Below are 14664 nucleotides of genomic sequence, written 5' to 3'. Positions count from 1 at the left end.
GGCCGGACGACGACTCGCTCCGTCCGGCTTCTCAGGGAAGGACGCCCATGCCCACCTCCCGCACCGCCGTGCCCGCCGTCACCGACATGCGGGTGATCCCGGTCGCCGGACGCGACAGCATGCTGCTCAACCTCAGCGGCGCCCACGCGCCCTTCTTCACCCGCAACCTCGTGGTGCTCACCGACTCTGACGGCCGTACCGGTGTCGGCGAGGTGCCGGGCGGCGAACCCATCCGGGCCGCTCTTGAAGAGTCGCGGGATCTGGTCGAGGGCGCGACGCTCGGCGAGCGCACCGCCGTGCTCGACGCGATGCGGCGCCGGCTCGCCGACCGGGACGCGCAGGGCCGCGGCCTGCAGACCTTCGACCTGCGGGTCGCCGTGCACGCCGTGACGGCCGTGGAGTCGGCGATGCTCGACCTGCTCGGCCGGTACCTCGACGTCCCCGTTGCCGCGCTGCTCGGCGACGGCGTGCAGCGGCGCTCGGTCCCGGTGCTCGGCTACCTGTTCTTCGTCGGCGACAGCGCGCGCACCGACCTGGACTACCGGTCCGACCCCGGCAGCGCGGACGCGTGGTTCCGGCTGCGCGACCAGCCCGCCCTCGACCCCGACGCCATCGTCCGGCAGGCCACCGCCGCCCGGGACCGCTACGGGTTCCGCGACTTCAAACTCAAGGGCGGCGTGCTCCCCGCGCCGCAGGAGGTCGCGGCGGTGCGCGCCCTCGCCGAGACCTTCCCCGAGGCCCGCGTCACTCTCGACCCCAACGGCGCCTGGCCGCTGGCGCAGGCCATCGAGATCGGCCGCGCGCTGACCGGGGTCCTCGCCTACGCCGAGGACCCGTGCGGCGCGGAGGCGGGCTACTCGGGCCGCGAGGTGCTGGCCGAGTTCCGCCGCGCCACCGGCCTGCCCACCGCCACCAACATGGTCGCCACCGACTGGCGGCAGCTCGGCCACGCCGTGCGCGGCGGCGCCGTCGACATCCCGCTCGCCGACCCGCACTTCTGGACGATGCAGGGCTCGGTCCGGGTCGCCCAGCTCTGCGACGCGTGGGGGCTCACCTGGGGCTCGCACTCCAACAACCACTTCGACGTGTCGCTGGCCATGTTCACCCACGTCGCCGCGGCCGCCCCCGGCGAGATCACCGCCGTGGACACGCACTGGATCTGGCAGGACGGCCAGCGTCTCACCCGCGAGCCGTACCCGATCGTGGACGGCGCCATCGCGCTCCCCTACCGCCCTGGACTGGGCGTCGACCTCGACATGGCGGAGGTCGAGCAGGCCCACGAGCTGTACCTGAAGCACGGCCTCGGTGCCCGCGACGACGCGATCCCGATGCGGCGGCTCGTCCCGGGATGGACCTTCGACCCGAAGCGGCCGGCGCTGGACCGGTGAGAGCCGAGGGGCGCTGGACCGGGCGCCCCCCGCGCGGCGAGCATCACGGGCGCCGCCCGGCCGCCCGCCGGGCCGCGCCCGTGGCGGTCACCAGCGGTCGTCGTCGTAGGAGCCGGATGACGAGTCGCTGGACGACGAGCCGTATCCGGAGTCGCCGGACGAGGACGAGTAGCTCGTGGACGAGTCTTCCGTGGCCACGTACAGGTTCGCCGCCGACTGCTGCTGGGCCGCGTCGTCCCTGCGGCGGCGCTCCTCCTCGCGGCGGCGCCGCTCCTCGCGCTCGCGGCGGCGCCGTTCGTCGTCTCGCGTCATTGCTGGGGGCCTCTCCGTGCTGGGGGACGGAAGCACGATCATGTTGCCCGGCTGGGAACACCGGCAAACCGCGACATGTCGGACCAGCGCGCTAGCCTGGCGTCCGCAGGATGGAGCGGACACGGGGGCACCATGACCAGGTACGTCGCGCTGTTACGCGGCATCAACGTCGGCGGAAACCGGAAGGTGCGGATGGCCGACCTGCGGGCGCTGCTCTCGGGGCTCGGCCACACCGAGGTCGCGACGCTGCTGCAGAGCGGGAACGCCGTGTTCACCGCACCGGAGCGGCCGGCCGCCGCGATCGGCGCCGACATCGAGGCGCGGATCGCCGCCGAGCTGGGCCTCACGGTCACCGTCATGGTCCGCACCGCCGCCGATCTGCGCCGGGTGGTGGAAGGACTGCCCTTCGAGGTCCGCGACCCGGCCAAGTGCGCGGTGTCGTTCCTCAACATGCCCGTGGACCGGGACCGGCTGGCCGCCGTCGATCACGCCGCTTTCGCCCCCGAGGAACTGGTCCCCGGCGAGCGCGAGCTGTACATGTACTTCCCGGACGGCCTCGGCCGCGCCAAGATGCCCGCCGTCCTCGGCCGGCACCTCGCGGCGCCCGGCACGGTGCGGAACTGGAACACCGTCACCAGGCTGCTGGCTCTGGCCGAGGGGGCGGACCACCACCCGCCCACCGGCTGACCGCGCTCCCCCGCCGTCGCCCTTCGCGACTCCAAGAACCCCCACCACGGCCACCTCACGCTCCCCCCGGCCGAGTGGTCCGCCTTCCTCGCCGCCGCCGAACACGGCGAGCTCTAACGACGACCGAAGCGGCCGACCCCCACTCGGGAGTCGGCCGCTTCGCGTCACGTCCGGAGACGCCGAGCCGGTTCCGGTCAGTCCGCGTCCGGCTGACCGGTCGGCGTCGCCTTGCTCGATGCCTGCTCGACGGTGCTCTTGGGGCGCCATGCCCGACCGCGTCCCGCCTTGCGCGGCTTGAAGCCGGTCGCGGTGCGCACCGGCGTCGCCTCGCCGTCCGGCTCGGCGCTCTCCGGCGACGGGCCTCCCGACGCCTGCCGGGGCCGGTCGTCGCCGGTCCCGGACTCTCGGCCATCCTGCCGGCCACGGGTCCGGGTCGCCGCTCGTGCGGGCTCGGCCGTTTCTTTCCGGGATCGGGTGCGCGACGGTGCGGCATCGCTCGGCCGGGCGTCGTCCTGCGGTTCGGGGCTGCTGCCGGACCACCGGGGCGCTTCGCCCGGCTGGTTGAGCACCGAGAAGTCCAGGCCGCTCGTGGCCGCAGGCTGAGGCTGGGACTCAGGCTGAGGCTGGGGCGTCGGCTCGGTGGCAGGGGTCGGGGTCGGCTCGGCCGCCGCGACCGGTTCGGGCTCGGGCTGGTACTCCTTCCGGGGCGCCGGAGCGGGTGACGGAGGAGCCGGGCTCTGCGGCGCCGACTCGGCGCCGGTCTCTGCCATGGCCGGGGGCTCTGCCGAGGCCGGAGTCTCCGCCGTCGCCGGAGTCTCCGCCGCGGCCGGTGCCGCACCCCGGTTCGCGGCGGGGGTGAGCGGGCGCTTGGGCCACCGGCGGGCCGACGGTGGTGCCGCCGGGCGCCGAGGGCTCGCGGCTCGCCCGGCCGACCCGGAGGCCGGGGCGCCCGTCCGCTGGGAAGCGGCGGGCCGCCGGTCCGCCGGGTCCGCTGCCGCGGGGGTGGCGGATTCCGGCTGCTGCTGGACCGCCTCGGCCAGAGCGGTCACGGACCGGCCGGGCTCGTCGGGTTCGGCCTCGGTGGAGCCGGTGGGCGCGTCGAGCGGGTCGGCCGGGGCTTCGGTCGGCGCGGCGGCGTCGGCCGGCACCGGCCGCTGTACTTCCTGCTCGGTACCGGTGCCCGGTGCGACCGCCTCGTCACGGGCCTCGTCCTGTCGCGGGGTCTCCGCGGCGGATTCGGTGACGGTGCCGCCGTCCGCTCCCACCGTCTCAGCGGATTCGCGCCAGTTCGCGGCGGATCTGCCGCCCGTGCCGCCGGTGCTCCCCGTGCTCACCGTGGGGGCGTCCGCAAGCCACGGGTTCGCCGGTTCGGCCGACTCGCTCTCCGTCTGCACCGCTGCCTCGGTGGCCGCCGGACGCTCCGAGGCGTCCCGTTCGGCCGTCTCGGACGAGTAGAACGGGTCGAACTCCTCCGTCATCGCGGCGCCCGCCCGCTCGGTCCGCGCCCCTTCGTTCTGCTCGGTCGCGGTCCGTCCGGTCGTGGCCGATTCGGTCTGGGGCTGTTCGGCCGCCGTCTCCTCCGTCGCAATCTGCTCCGCCGGGGACGACTCCCCCGTCCGGTCGGCCGTGGCCGGTGCCGGCGACTCCTCCGGTGCGTTGGCGGCGATCTGGGCGAACAGTTCCTTCCAGTCCCCGGGCGCGTCCTCGTCCCGGCGTGCTCCCCGCTGGCGGCGGATGATCTCGTTGACGCGCGCCGCGTCGAGGCCGGGCCAGTACGCGTGGTAGATGCCGTTGAGCGGCGGGCTCGTCTCCGTGATCAGGCCGTCGGCCTCGATGGTGCAGCTGCCGCCGAGCGGCCAGCGGCCGAGAAGGACCGCGGATATCCCGCGCTCCTGGCCGTGCAGCAGCAGGCCGGACAGCGCGTCCTCGTCCTCCGGGCGCGGGGTCGCGATGAGGATCAGCGGGTCGTGGTCGTCGGACCGGATGGAACTGTCCGCGCGGGCGTGCAGCTCGCGCTGGAGTTCGGTCAGCGCCTCGTGCATGGAGTCCACGACGCGGACCGACTCCAGGTCGCGTTCGGCCAGCCGCCGCTTGCCGTTCGTACCGAGGAGGACCACCGCGTCGGCGTCCGTGATGAGCACCCGGGCCGGGTGTTCGGCGCTCGGGGTCAGGGCGTTGGCGATCAGCCGCCGGGCGGCGCCGCGCGCGCCGGAGCCCGTGATGCCGATGCCCGGCACGTGGTTCAGCTCCACGAAGACCCGTGCGTCGACGTCGGTGGGCGGCAGCGGGCGCGGCTCCGGGGAGTCGTCGGGCTTGTCCCGGGGACCGGCGGTCAGCGCCCGGGGCAGGGAGAGGGTGAGCCGGGGCGCGCCGAGGCGGCGGCCGCGGCGGCCGATGAGGTAGCCGCCGAGGATGCCGGCGAACGCGGCGCCGCCGAGCAGCGCCTCATCGGGGATCGCGAGCACCACGACTCCGGCCGCGCCGTCCGCGGCCGCGGCCTGCACGGCCTCCTCCGTCGAGGACGTGGCGCCGACGAGCGCGGCCGACTCCAGTTCCGTCTCGTCGGCCGGCTCCTCGGCTGGGGGTTCCTCGGCCGTGGACTCCGCGCCGGAGGCGGCAACGGTGCCGTCGGCGGTGTCGTCCGTGTCGTCCTCGGCGTCGGCCCGGCCGGTGTCCTCGGCGCCGGATGCGGTAGCCGTGTCCTCGTTCGAGCGCTCGTCCTCGCGCTCGGTCTCGTCCGCGTTGCCGGCCGTCTCGCCGTCCGCCTCGTCGCCTTCGGCGGACGCGGCGGCGGCCGGTGGGTTCGCGGCCGGTCCGGTGCGGACGGTGTAGCTGATCTCCACCCGCCGCTGCGCCGCCGCGTCCACGTCCTCCCGGAGCTGCTCCGACCCGAGCCCCTGGACCTCGATCTCCGGTGCCGCGTCGCCCAGTTGCTCGGCGATGTGGTCGGCGATGCCCTGGGCGCGCTGCTCGGAGAGCCACCGGTTGACGTCGGCGCCGCCGGAGGCGTCGGTGTGCCCGGTGACGCGGACGACGGCGTCCGTGTCACCGTGCTTGCGGATCAGCTCGATGGTGGTGGCGAGGTCGTCGCGCATCTCCTGGGTCGGCTCGGCCGAGTTGAGCGCGAACCCGGTGACGACCCGCACCCGCTCGGTCGCCTTGTTCCGCGTCCCCGCGTCGGGCGCCGCGGTGGGCGGGGCGGTCTGCTCACCGGCGGAGGACGTCTCGGTGTCCTCGACCGTCATCGTGGTGGTGTGCACGGTGTCCGCCATCGCCTGCGCGGGGGCGGCCACGGTGCCGCCGATCGCGGTGGCCGCGATGATCTGGAGCGGCCCGAGCGGGCGGAACCAGCGGGTCCCGCCGCGCCTGCGCGCCACGATCTCGGCCACGAGGCCGAGCGCGTACAGCCCCCACAGCGCCCACAGCGTGCAGATGAGGAAGGCGGTGAACAGGCCCGGCGGCAGCCGGAAACTGCTCAGGTGGACGAGCAGGCCGGTCCACGACAGGTCGGGCTCGGGCCAGGTCAGGTGCACCAGCAGCACGTAGGGCAGCCCGACCAGCAGGGCCGAGCTCAGGAGGAGAGCGCTGAGCCGTCGGATTCGTCGCATGGCCGCCTCCACAAGACGCTACGCGGTCGGTTCAGAATACGGGCGGGCGCTGGCGGTGCCGTCGACGGTGGTACCTCCGAGCGGCAGCAGAGCGAAGTCGTAGTCGACCGTGCAGGTCACCGTGACGGTGTCGCCGTTCACGCTCACCTCGCCGGCCACGCCGGAGCCCGAAAGGAAGGCGCGGGCGGCGGCGCCGGCCTCGATCGCGTCCAGCCGGGTGGGTTCGCCGGCGCGGTAGGCGACCATGTCGATCTGCTGCGCGCCCACCCGCGCCGCCTCCTGGGCGAGCATGGCGGCCTGGTTGCGGGCGCGCAGCACGCCGCCGCCGTCGAAGACCAGGCCGAGGCAGAGCAGGAACGCCGACGTCATGATGACGACGAAGGCGGTCACCTGGCCGCGGTCGCGGCGGTCGGCACGCGGGCCGTCCCGGTGCGCGCGGCGCGCACCGGGACGGCCCGACGGTCCGGTGTTCATGGGGTCCCCCGGTAGGTGTCGATGACGGCGGTCGACTCGCCCTGCACCGTGTAGCTGCCGGGCACGTTGAGGGCGGACAGGTCGCTGAGCGCCACGTGGCAGCTCAGCGACGCGGTGACGGCGCCGCCCGGTTCCAGGCCGCCGTGGTCGAGTTCCAGCGTGTAGTCGGCGCAGCGGAGCCCGTGGCTGGCGAGCGCCGCCGCCGCGACCTGCTGGGACGCCGCCTCCGCCTGCGCCACGTCGCGTTCCATCGACGCGGCGCGGGCGGCGGCGTGCGCCACCTCGTCGGCGGTACTGCGCGCGCCGACGACCCGGCCGGCCAGGATCATCACCAGCGCGAACGCGATCAGCATCGGGGTGAGGATGGCCAGCTCCGCTGCCGCCGACCCGCGCTCGCGCCGCGCGCCGCGCCGGATCACGGCGCCACCTCGGCCGGGGTCGGCGGGACGAAGCGTTCCACCGGCGCGGTCAGCTCATGCCGGACCGGCCACGAGAACCCGGGGATGATGGTGGGCACCTCCGCCGACACGGCGACGCGGGCGGTGGTGGCTCCGCGCTCGATCACGATGCTCCGTTCGGACAGCATGGACCCGCCGAGGTCGTCGGCGACGGACTCGGCGTAGGACTGAGCGTCGCCCTCTTCCGCGGTCCGCGCGGCGTCGATCGCCCGTTGCGCGACGCTGGTCGCCACGTGGTCGCCGTGCATCCAGATCGCGACCTGCACGACGAGCAGGACGAGCAGCAGCAACAGCGGCGTCGCGACGGCGAGCTCGGCGCTGCCGCGGTCGTCGGATCGGCGGTTCGGTCGCACGGTCAGTCCAGGCTGATGGACTCGGCCTTGTCCATCACGGCCGTGGAGATGGCCCCGACCGCGCCTGCGGCGAGCGCGACCAGCAGGGCGATGACGAGCACGGTCTCCGTCGAGTAGCCGCCGTCACGGCCGTGCGTGCGGCGGCGGAGGAGGAAGGCGCGGATTCGGTTCACGGAATGCTCCTGGATCTTCGTGGTCGGTCGGGACTGGTGGTCTAAAGGCTGGTGAAGATGTGGCTGATGGCCGGGTAGCCCACCAGCACGAGGAAACCGGCGAACAGCAGCACCACCGGCAGGCTCATCCGTTCGGTGGCGGACTGGGCGTCGGCGTCGAGCTCGGCGAGGTGCTGGGTGCGCAGGGTGCGGGCCTTGGCGGCGAGTGAACCCCGCACCCGGGCTCCGTCGGCTCCGGCGAGCTGCAGGCTCGCGGACAGCTCGGCGAACTCCGGCACCTCGAAGCGGTCCCCGAGCTCGCGCAGCGCGGTCCACGGCGGCCGGCGGTTGAGGGCGGCCGTGCGCAGCGTGCGGCGGATCTGGGTCATGGCCCAGCCGGTGCTGGCCGACGAGGCGTCGGTGAGCGCGCCGTTCACCCCGGCGCCGCCGGCGAGCGACACCACGACGAGGTCGGCGAATCCGGCGAGCGCGTGCCGCATCGCCTCGCGGCGTTTGCGCGCCTCGTCCCGCAGCGACAGATCGGGCGCGATCCAGGCGACGACCGCGAACATCCCCCAGGCGGCGAGGGCCGGAAGCGCGGGCAGGTCGACTCCGGCGAACGTCATCATCGCGCCGATGGCCGGAGGGGCGGCCAGGCCGAGGAGCAGGCTGGTGAACTTCTCGGCGAGGTACCGGGCGGCGTCGCGGTCGCACACCGCCAGGTCGCGACGGGTCCGGGCGGTGGGCAGGCCGAGCGTCGACAGGATCGGGACCCCGACGGTGCCCAGCCGGGCGGCGAAGCCCTCGTTCCCGGTGCCGGCCGGCCGCGCCGGGGCGATCGGCGCCGGGTCGGCGAGCCGTTCGGCCAGGCTGGGCCGCGCGAAGCGCACGGCCACGACCAGCCATAGGCCGAACCCCACCAGGATTCCGCTGACGATGGCGAGCAGCAGCGTTTCGGTGCTCATGCGGCGGCACCTCCTCGGGTCGGAACGCCGTGCCGGGGCGTGTCGGTACCGCCGGAATCCGGGTATCCGGCCGCCGAGGCCGCCCGGGCCTCGGTTTCCCTGCTGGAAAGGAGCATCAGACCGGCACCTCCTCGGGGCGTTTGCCGGGGGCGAGGACCCGCGGCCCGAGCTTGGGCCGGGACAGCCGGACCAGCCAGGTCAGCGCGGCGGCCCACAGCGCTCCGATGCCGCCGAGCACCAGCTGCCCGAGGAAGCCGTCGAACGGCTGCAGGTACTCGGGGCTGAGCAGCATCATCATCACCGCCATGCCGAGCGTGACGGCGATGATGATGCGGGTGGACGTGCGCACCCGGGCGCGGTTGGCCGCGGCCCGGACCAGCATCGCCGACTGCTCGCGGGCGGCCTCGGCCAGCGTGCCCAGCAGGGTGCCGAGGTCGGCGGCGTGCCGGGAGGCCGCGGTGCTCAGGGCGGCGGCGACGAGGTCGGCGGTGGGGTTGTCCACGTCGTCGGCGAACATCGCCAGCGCCTCCTCCGGCGGCCGGCCCAGGCGCAGCCGCTCGCTGAGGCGGGCGACGTCGGCCTGGATGGGCGTGGGCGCGATGGGCAGGGTCGCGGTGATGGCCTGGTGGAGCCCGGAGGCGCCGGCCATCAGGTCGCGGAGCATCTCCGCCCAGGCGGCCACCGCCTCGATCCGCTCCACCTGGTGCTGGTGGTGCCGGTCCGGACCGAGCATGGCGGGCAGCCACCAGCAGCCCACTCCGGCGAGCAGTCCGGCGACCGGCCAGCCGGTGACGGTCCACACGGCGAGGGCGCCGACGACGGCCACCGTGAGCTTGAGCGGGCGGCCCTGCTCGAAGGGGGCGGAGCGCAGCCGGCGCAGCCGACGGCCGGCCTCGGGGTCGGCGAGCGCCGCGAGGACCAGCCAGACGCCGGCTCCCACGATGGCGCCCGCGGTGATGACGGTGATGGTCGCGATGATCGGATTCACGCGGACCACCCGCTCACGTCGGCGTCCACCCGGAGCAGGGAGTTGTCGAAACCGGCCTCGACCAGCGCGTCGATGGTGTCCGGTCCGGGCGGGGCGGCGGGCAGCGCCCGGCCGTCCGGGCCGCGGCGGTAGATCTCGTTGGAGACGACCTTGCGGTCCTCCGCGCCGACGACCTCGCGCACGCTCGTCACCCGCCGGCCGCCGGTCGGCGAGGCGGACACGTGCACGACGAGGTGCACCGCCGAAGCGACCAGGGCGGCGGTCGCCTCCAGGGGCAGCCGCTCGGCGGACTGCGCGGCGTACGCGCCGAACTTGGTGAACGCTCCGGCGGAGTCGCTGGCGTGCAGCGTGGTGAGGCTGCCGTCGTTGCCCTGGCTCATGGCGTTGAGCAGCGGCACGGTCTCGTGGCCGCGCGTCTCCCCGACGATCACCCGGTCGGGCGACATCCGCAGCGCGGTGCGCACCAGGTCGGCGATGGTGATCTCGCCGACGCCCTCGATGTTGGCCGGGCGGGCCTGCAGGGCGACGCAGTCGGGGTGCGCGGCGGTGTCGCGGTCGAGGCCGAGCTCGAAGACGTCCTCGATGGTGACCAGCCGCTCGCTGGGCGGGATCTCGGAGGCGATGGCGCGCAGCAGCGTGGTCTTGCCCGCGCCCGTGCCGCCGGTGATGACCATGTTGCGGCGGGAGCGCACGGCGGCGCGCAGCAGGGCCACCAGGGTGTCGTCGAGCGTGCCGAGTTCCCGGAGGCGTTCCAGGGTGGTGCTGCTGTAGCGGTGGCGGCGGATGGACACGGCGGGTTCGCGCGCCACCTCCATGATGGCGTTCATGCGCTCGCCGCCGGGCAGCGGCATGTCGAGGATGGGGGCGCCGGGGTCGAAGCGCCGCTCGCCGGTGGTGGACTCCGCGGCGATGCGCCGCACCAGGGCGATGAGTTCCTCGGGGCTGTGGAAGACCGCGGGCCGCTGTTCGCGCCGGCCGTCGGCGTAGCGTACCCAGACCTTGGTGCCGTTGATATTGATGTTCTCGATCTCGGGGTCGTCCAGCAGCGGCTGGAGCGGGCCGAGCCCGGACACCTGGGCGAGCACCCGCCGGGCGATCATCGACTCGGTGTCGGGGTCGAGCACCGGGCGCCCCTCGGAGAGCGCGTCGCTGGCCACTTGGTCGAGGATCTGGGCGATGACCCGCTCGGCGCGGCGGCGGTGCTCCGGTCCGGTCTCCTCGGCACCGTCGCGCATCGACGCGCTGAGCCGCCGGGTGGCCTCGGCGGCGACCCAGGCGGTCCACTCGTCCACCTGCCGCAGCAGGTCGCGGTCGACGACCTGGCCCGGGTCCTCGTGGAAGGGGATTTCGTCGGTGCTCATGCCGCCGTCCCCGCGGGCTGGGGGCTCACCGGCGAGGTGGGCTCGGCCAGCCGTCCGGCCAGGGTGGCGGCGGCCTTGAAGAGCGGGCGGCGCTGCGGGCGGGAGATCCGGCGCTCGCCGCGCAGGAAGGCGGCGGCCTTGTCGTCGGAGCGGATCCGGCCGAGCACCGGGATGCCCATGACGTTGGCGATCTCCTTGGCGGACTCTCCGCCGCCGACCACCACGAGCCGCAGCCGGCTGAAGGACTCGGTGAACGCCGGGACGGACTCCTTGACCCGGCGCAGTTGCGCCGTGTCGTCCCGGGTGACGAGGAGCGCGGTGTCGGCGTGCAGCGCCAGGCGCGCGGTCGGGGATCGCGGGGCGAGGCGGCCGAGGTCCACGATCACCGCGGGGCCGGGGCCGGTGGCGAGCGTCGGGGCGTTGTCGGCGAGCAGCCGGACCGCTCCCCCCGCGCGGTCGGCGGTGACGGGAGCGACGCAGACGGCCAGCCCGCCGGGCAGGGTCTGGGTGTGGGCGCCGGGCCCCTCACCGGCACCGGGCTGGCGGTGCCGCGAGGCGGCGGCGAGGTCGGTGAGTCCCGGTGAGGCGGGCAGCCGGTGCCAGGTGCCGATGTCGCCGCCCGCGGCGTCGGCCTCCACCAGCACGGCCCCGGACTCCTCCGGCCACACGCTGGCCAGCGCCATGGCGAGCGTCGTCACGCCCGGGGCGCCGCCCAGGGAGAAGAGCGCCACGGTGCGGGGCATCAGGCGCCCCCGTTCGGCGATACCTGCACCACGGTGATCTGCTCGGCCGCCGCCGCGGCGGAGATCTGCGCGGCATCACCGGCGTCGACGACCAGTTCGATGACGGCCGGGCCGTCGGCCGCGGCGGCCTCGAAGGTCTGCACGTGGGCGGCGTACGCCTCGACTCCGGCGCCGCGGGCGCCGCCGGCCTGGCCGTTGGTGACGACGACCGACACCCGCGCTCCCGCGCGCAGGGAGACCGGGAACCGGCCGGGCGGCAGGGAGGCGCCGACCATCGCCTGGCCGGCCTCGGGGTAGCCGGACTCCGGGCCGAGCGCGGTCTCGGGCAGCACGGCGCCCTCGGTGACCGGGACGGTGAGGGTGCGGCCGACGGTGGCGGCCAGCTGGTCTTCGCCGACCACGGAGAGGTCGTCGGTGCCGGAGAGCCGTGCGACCCGCAGGTCGCCGGCCGTGACGACGTGGCCGGCGGGCAGGTCACCGCTCGCGACGAGCACGCCGCGGCGTTCGTCCAGCCCCTCGACGGCGACGGCGGCCACCAGGCCGCCGGCCGCCATGAGCGCCACGCCGAACCCGAGCCAGCGCCAGCGCCGCGGCCCGCTCCCCAGCAGCCGGACCGGGGTCCCGCCTGCGGCGGGCGGCTTCGGTCCGGTCGTCGCTGTCTCCACCAAACTCTCCTCGTAGGTCTGTTCTCCGGGGGCTCGCGCCCCCGGCGGGTGCCGTCCGTGTCTTCCGCGCCGCAGCCGCTCCGGCCGGGAGGACCGGAGCGCGCCGCGTGCCACGGGGCGGACGGCACCCGGGTATCGGTCGGGTCCGCCGACGCGGGTCGTCCGGGGGCGGGGCTCAGCCGGAGCGGCTGCGGAGCCGGAAAAGCCCCGAGCGGCTGCGGAGCCGGGAGCCCCGGCCGGGCCGGCGACGCGCGCCGCGGCCCGTCAGTTCCGTCCGGTGTCGGTGACCAGGCTCTGCGACTCCTGGACCCGCAGGTCGATCTCCGACGATGTGGTGATCGGCGCCATCTCGCCGCCGCCGCCGTCGGAGGAGTCCCAGTCGATCCCCCAGGAGATCTCGGCGCGCACGGTGAACGTCTCGCCGGGTTCGCCGACCGAGGAGCGCTCGTAGACGTGGCCGCAGTCGGGCGACTCCGACTCCGGGTCGTGCCGCTGCGGGTCGAAGGGGGTGCCCGGACCGTCGCAGACCAGCTCGGTGCCGTCGCCCATGATCCACTTGACCTGGGTGGGGGTGGCGGTGAGGCTGAGGGACCAGCCGGGGATCTCGGCGGTGGCGGTGGCGGGCTCCCACGACTCCGGGTCGAGCCAGAGCCACAGCGGCGTGCGGACCAGGACCGGCGAGCCGGCGCCGGGGGAGGTGGCGATCTCGGGGGAGGGGACCTCGAAGGAGCCCATGGCCTCCTGGATGAGCCGCTCGGGGTTCACCGGCGGCTGGCCCTCCTCGGGCTGCCCGCCGCTGTAGTCGATGGAGTCCCAGTCGATCGCGTCCCAGTCGACGGCATCCCAGTCGACCGCGTCCCAGTCCACGGCGTCCCAGTCGACGTGGTCCCACTCAGACCCGCCCGCGGCTTGACCGCCGCTCTCCTGGCCACCGGTGGCCGGGGTCCCCGCGGAGCCCTCCCGCTCCTCCACCCCCTGGATCGAGACCGTGCACCCGTTCCCGCCGTTCGTGCCGCACTCGATCTGGCCGAGGAAGGAGGAGGACGAGGAGGGCTGGGCGTGCGCGGGGGCCGCGCTGATCACCACGATCGTCGTGACCGCCACCGCGGTGGCGGAGGTTCGTCTCAACATGTGCCGGGCTCCCAGATTCGCAGTTCGGAAACGCGCCAGACGAGTCCGTCGTGGGTGACGGCGGCGTCGACGCGGCGTTGCCCCGCTCCCCCGGCACCGCCACCGATGTTCCAGGTCGAGTCGTCCACGCAGTCGGTGATCTCGACCTGATCGGGCTCGGTGAGCTCCGTTCGAGGGTTCAGGACGGGTTCGCCGGTGACCTCGGCGTCGGCGGCCCCTTCGAGGGCATGGCGCATGAGGATGAGGGCATCCCCGGTGGCGTGCCGGTCGAGACCGTCGGGATCGGCGTCGCCCTCATGCGAGGCCGCCACGACGATGTCCCACATGTCGGTGTACGCCTGCACCGCCGCTTCCTCGGTCGCGGGGGCGGGGCTCGCGGCCGGGGTCGCCGCCGGGTCGGTCGCGGAGTCCGACGAGCCCCCGCAGCCGGCGGTGAGGAGGAGCACCGCGGCGCATCCCACCGCGGTCGTCCGGCGGCCCGCGCTGGAGGCCATCATCTCCTCACCCCTGTTCCATCCGTTCTGACCAGCGGTGTTCCAGATTCCGGGGGCGGAAATGCGCTGGCCCGAACGGTGTCGGGTACCGATTTTTCGACCGGATCCGGCCGGATCTCCGGCCTTTACCGTGAGCGATCCTAGAGGCCGGAAAGAGTAAAGGCAACCATTACCGGAAAGTACGGTCGGACCGAAAAGCGGGCCGCGTCGGTGCTGCCGCCCGGCGTCTCCCGCCCCGGCGGGACAGCGCCCGGAATCGCGGCCGCGCGGCGCCGGACGATCACCCGGACCGCACCCTTTTCCCTCGGCCAGCTGGAGTTTCCGCGCCGAAGTCGCCCCTCCGGCGTGGGCGATGGCAACGCTTCATGCGGCGGCCGGGTTCCGGCGCCGATGCGTTCAACGTTTCCATCCGCCGCCGAATATCCGGCCACGTTCCAAGAGCCGATCGCGTTCACCGTGATCGACGTGTTCGCCTGGATGTCTGAAATGAAAATGGCGGGTTAATTTCGAGTCGCTGCCGACTCCATTTCTTTATCGAAATGCCATCTCGCGATGGCGGACGCGCCTCGATGGGCAGGACGCGGGTCGCACCCGCCGCCGCCCCGACCTGGGACAGGACCCGTCGGGGCCGCTCCGGCCGCTCACCACTCCGAGGCAGACGCATGTGGCATCATATGCTCTTCCCGTTGGCTTCACGTGAGCCTAAGAAAGTGGCAGACCTCACACAAGCCCTCGACCTGGAACTTCTCGCCGTTCAACTTCGGGACACCACGTATTCCCATGTCACGGCTCGTCCAGCGGTAAGAGAATGCTGGCGGTGCGGCGAGCCCGCGGCCGGGTTCTCCGGCCCGGCGCCCCGAGCCCCGCGGTCCCCGCGCCCGGCGC

General features: G+C 74.4%; 15 protein-coding genes and 1 pseudogene. 3 read left to right on the top strand and 13 right to left on the bottom strand.

Annotated features, from left to right (window positions below; genetic code table 11):
* Positions 1-47: 47 nt before the first annotated feature.
* Complete coding sequence (locus ACFQRF_RS03855; protein WP_379868829.1) at positions 48-1388, top strand: enolase C-terminal domain-like protein; 1341 nt, start codon at positions 48-50, stop codon at positions 1386-1388.
* 87 nt (positions 1389-1475) lie between these two features.
* On the opposite strand, the gene ACFQRF_RS03850 is transcribed toward ACFQRF_RS03855, so the two are convergent.
* Entirely contained in the window at positions 1476-1700 is a 225-nt protein-coding gene (locus tag ACFQRF_RS03850; protein WP_379868827.1) for a hypothetical protein, read from the bottom strand.
* A 132-nt stretch (positions 1701-1832) separates the two neighbouring features.
* On the opposite strand from ACFQRF_RS03850, the gene ACFQRF_RS03845 reads away from it, so the two are divergent.
* Both ACFQRF_RS03845 and ACFQRF_RS03840 read left to right on the top strand, forming a co-directional pair.
* Entirely contained in the window at positions 1833-2387 is a 555-nt protein-coding gene (locus ACFQRF_RS03845) for a DUF1697 domain-containing protein (RefSeq protein WP_379868826.1), read from the top strand.
* 24 nt (positions 2388-2411) lie between these two features.
* Positions 2412-2504 (top strand): annotated as a pseudogene (locus ACFQRF_RS03840) (DUF397 domain-containing protein); the annotation flags it as partial.
* A gap of 77 nt (positions 2505-2581) precedes the next feature.
* On the opposite strand, the gene ACFQRF_RS03835 reads toward ACFQRF_RS03840, so the two are convergent.
* The 12 genes from ACFQRF_RS03835 to ACFQRF_RS03780 all read right to left on the bottom strand — a co-directional run bounded on the left by ACFQRF_RS03835 (position 2582) and on the right by ACFQRF_RS03780 (position 13782).
* A complete protein-coding gene (locus tag ACFQRF_RS03835) occupies positions 2582-5995 on the bottom strand; it encodes an OmpA family protein (RefSeq protein WP_379868824.1) in 3414 nt (1137 codons plus the stop codon).
* Positions 5996-6013: 18 nt separating this feature from the next.
* Entirely contained in the window at positions 6014-6469 is a 456-nt protein-coding gene (locus ACFQRF_RS03830) for a TadE/TadG family type IV pilus assembly protein (protein ID WP_379868822.1), read from the bottom strand.
* On the bottom strand, positions 6466-6888 hold the full coding sequence (locus ACFQRF_RS03825) for a TadE/TadG family type IV pilus assembly protein (RefSeq protein WP_379868820.1): 423 nt from the start codon (positions 6886-6888) through the stop codon (positions 6466-6468). Before ACFQRF_RS03825 ends, ACFQRF_RS03830 begins: the two co-directional genes overlap by 4 nt.
* A complete protein-coding gene (locus tag ACFQRF_RS03820; protein WP_379868818.1) occupies positions 6885-7280 on the bottom strand; it encodes a TadE/TadG family type IV pilus assembly protein in 396 nt (131 codons plus the stop codon). Before ACFQRF_RS03820 ends, ACFQRF_RS03825 begins: the two co-directional genes overlap by 4 nt.
* Before the next feature lie 2 nt (positions 7281-7282).
* Positions 7283-7453 (bottom strand): hypothetical protein, encoded by a 171-nt coding sequence (locus tag ACFQRF_RS03815; RefSeq protein WP_379868816.1) that lies wholly within the window; start codon positions 7451-7453, stop codon positions 7283-7285.
* A gap of 41 nt (positions 7454-7494) precedes the next feature.
* Positions 7495-8397 (bottom strand): type II secretion system F family protein, encoded by a 903-nt coding sequence (locus ACFQRF_RS03810; protein ID WP_379868815.1) that lies wholly within the window; start codon positions 8395-8397, stop codon positions 7495-7497.
* Between the two features lie 115 nt (positions 8398-8512).
* Positions 8513-9385: a type II secretion system F family protein gene (locus tag ACFQRF_RS03805; protein ID WP_379868813.1), complete on the bottom strand. Its 873-nt coding sequence runs from the start codon at positions 9383-9385 to the stop codon at positions 8513-8515.
* Positions 9382-10746: a CpaF family protein gene (locus ACFQRF_RS03800; protein ID WP_379868811.1), complete on the bottom strand. Its 1365-nt coding sequence runs from the start codon at positions 10744-10746 to the stop codon at positions 9382-9384. Before ACFQRF_RS03800 ends, ACFQRF_RS03805 begins: the two co-directional genes overlap by 4 nt.
* On the bottom strand, positions 10743-11489 hold the full coding sequence (locus ACFQRF_RS03795; RefSeq protein ID WP_379868809.1) for a hypothetical protein: 747 nt from the start codon (positions 11487-11489) through the stop codon (positions 10743-10745). Before ACFQRF_RS03795 ends, ACFQRF_RS03800 begins: the two co-directional genes overlap by 4 nt.
* The gene (locus ACFQRF_RS03790; protein WP_379868807.1) at positions 11489-12154 is read right to left on the bottom strand and encodes an SAF domain-containing protein; all 666 of its coding nucleotides are present in this window, start codon (positions 12152-12154) and stop codon (positions 11489-11491) included. Before ACFQRF_RS03790 ends, ACFQRF_RS03795 begins: the two co-directional genes overlap by 1 nt.
* Before the next feature lie 264 nt (positions 12155-12418).
* Positions 12419-13285 (bottom strand): hypothetical protein, encoded by an 867-nt coding sequence (locus ACFQRF_RS03785; protein WP_379868805.1) that lies wholly within the window; start codon positions 13283-13285, stop codon positions 12419-12421.
* On the bottom strand, positions 13279-13782 hold the full coding sequence (locus ACFQRF_RS03780) for a hypothetical protein (protein ID WP_379868803.1): 504 nt from the start codon (positions 13780-13782) through the stop codon (positions 13279-13281). The genes ACFQRF_RS03785 and ACFQRF_RS03780 overlap by 7 nt, the downstream gene beginning before the upstream one ends.
* Between the last annotated feature and the right edge of the window lie 882 nt (positions 13783-14664).

Origin of the sequence: Marinactinospora rubrisoli, from assembly GCF_042664915.1 — a bacterium.
Lineage (GTDB): Bacteria > Actinomycetota > Actinomycetes > Streptosporangiales > Streptosporangiaceae > Marinitenerispora > Marinitenerispora rubrisoli.
Note: the sequence above shows the minus strand (reverse complement) of the source record. Positions and strands in the feature narration are given on the sequence as shown.

Coding starts and splice junctions, on each gene's coding strand:
- ACFQRF_RS03810 (WP_379868815.1), bottom strand. CDS start 8,397: ATGAGCACCGAAACGCTGCTGCTCGCCATCGTCAGCGGAATCCTGGTG.
- ACFQRF_RS03850 (WP_379868827.1), bottom strand. CDS start 1,700: ATGACGCGAGACGACGAACGGCGCCGCCGCGAGCGCGAGGAGCGGCGC.
- ACFQRF_RS03845 (WP_379868826.1), top strand. CDS start 1,833: ATGACCAGGTACGTCGCGCTGTTACGCGGCATCAACGTCGGCGGAAAC.
- ACFQRF_RS03855 (WP_379868829.1), top strand. CDS start 48: ATGCCCACCTCCCGCACCGCCGTGCCCGCCGTCACCGACATGCGGGTG.
- ACFQRF_RS03780 (WP_379868803.1), bottom strand. CDS start 13,782: ATGATGGCCTCCAGCGCGGGCCGCCGGACGACCGCGGTGGGATGCGCC.
- ACFQRF_RS03830 (WP_379868822.1), bottom strand. CDS start 6,469: ATGAACACCGGACCGTCGGGCCGTCCCGGTGCGCGCCGCGCGCACCGG.
- ACFQRF_RS03800 (WP_379868811.1), bottom strand. CDS start 10,746: ATGAGCACCGACGAAATCCCCTTCCACGAGGACCCGGGCCAGGTCGTC.
- ACFQRF_RS03795 (WP_379868809.1), bottom strand. CDS start 11,489: ATGCCCCGCACCGTGGCGCTCTTCTCCCTGGGCGGCGCCCCGGGCGTG.
- ACFQRF_RS03785 (WP_379868805.1), bottom strand. CDS start 13,285: ATGTTGAGACGAACCTCCGCCACCGCGGTGGCGGTCACGACGATCGTG.
- ACFQRF_RS03835 (WP_379868824.1), bottom strand. CDS start 5,995: ATGCGACGAATCCGACGGCTCAGCGCTCTCCTCCTGAGCTCGGCCCTG.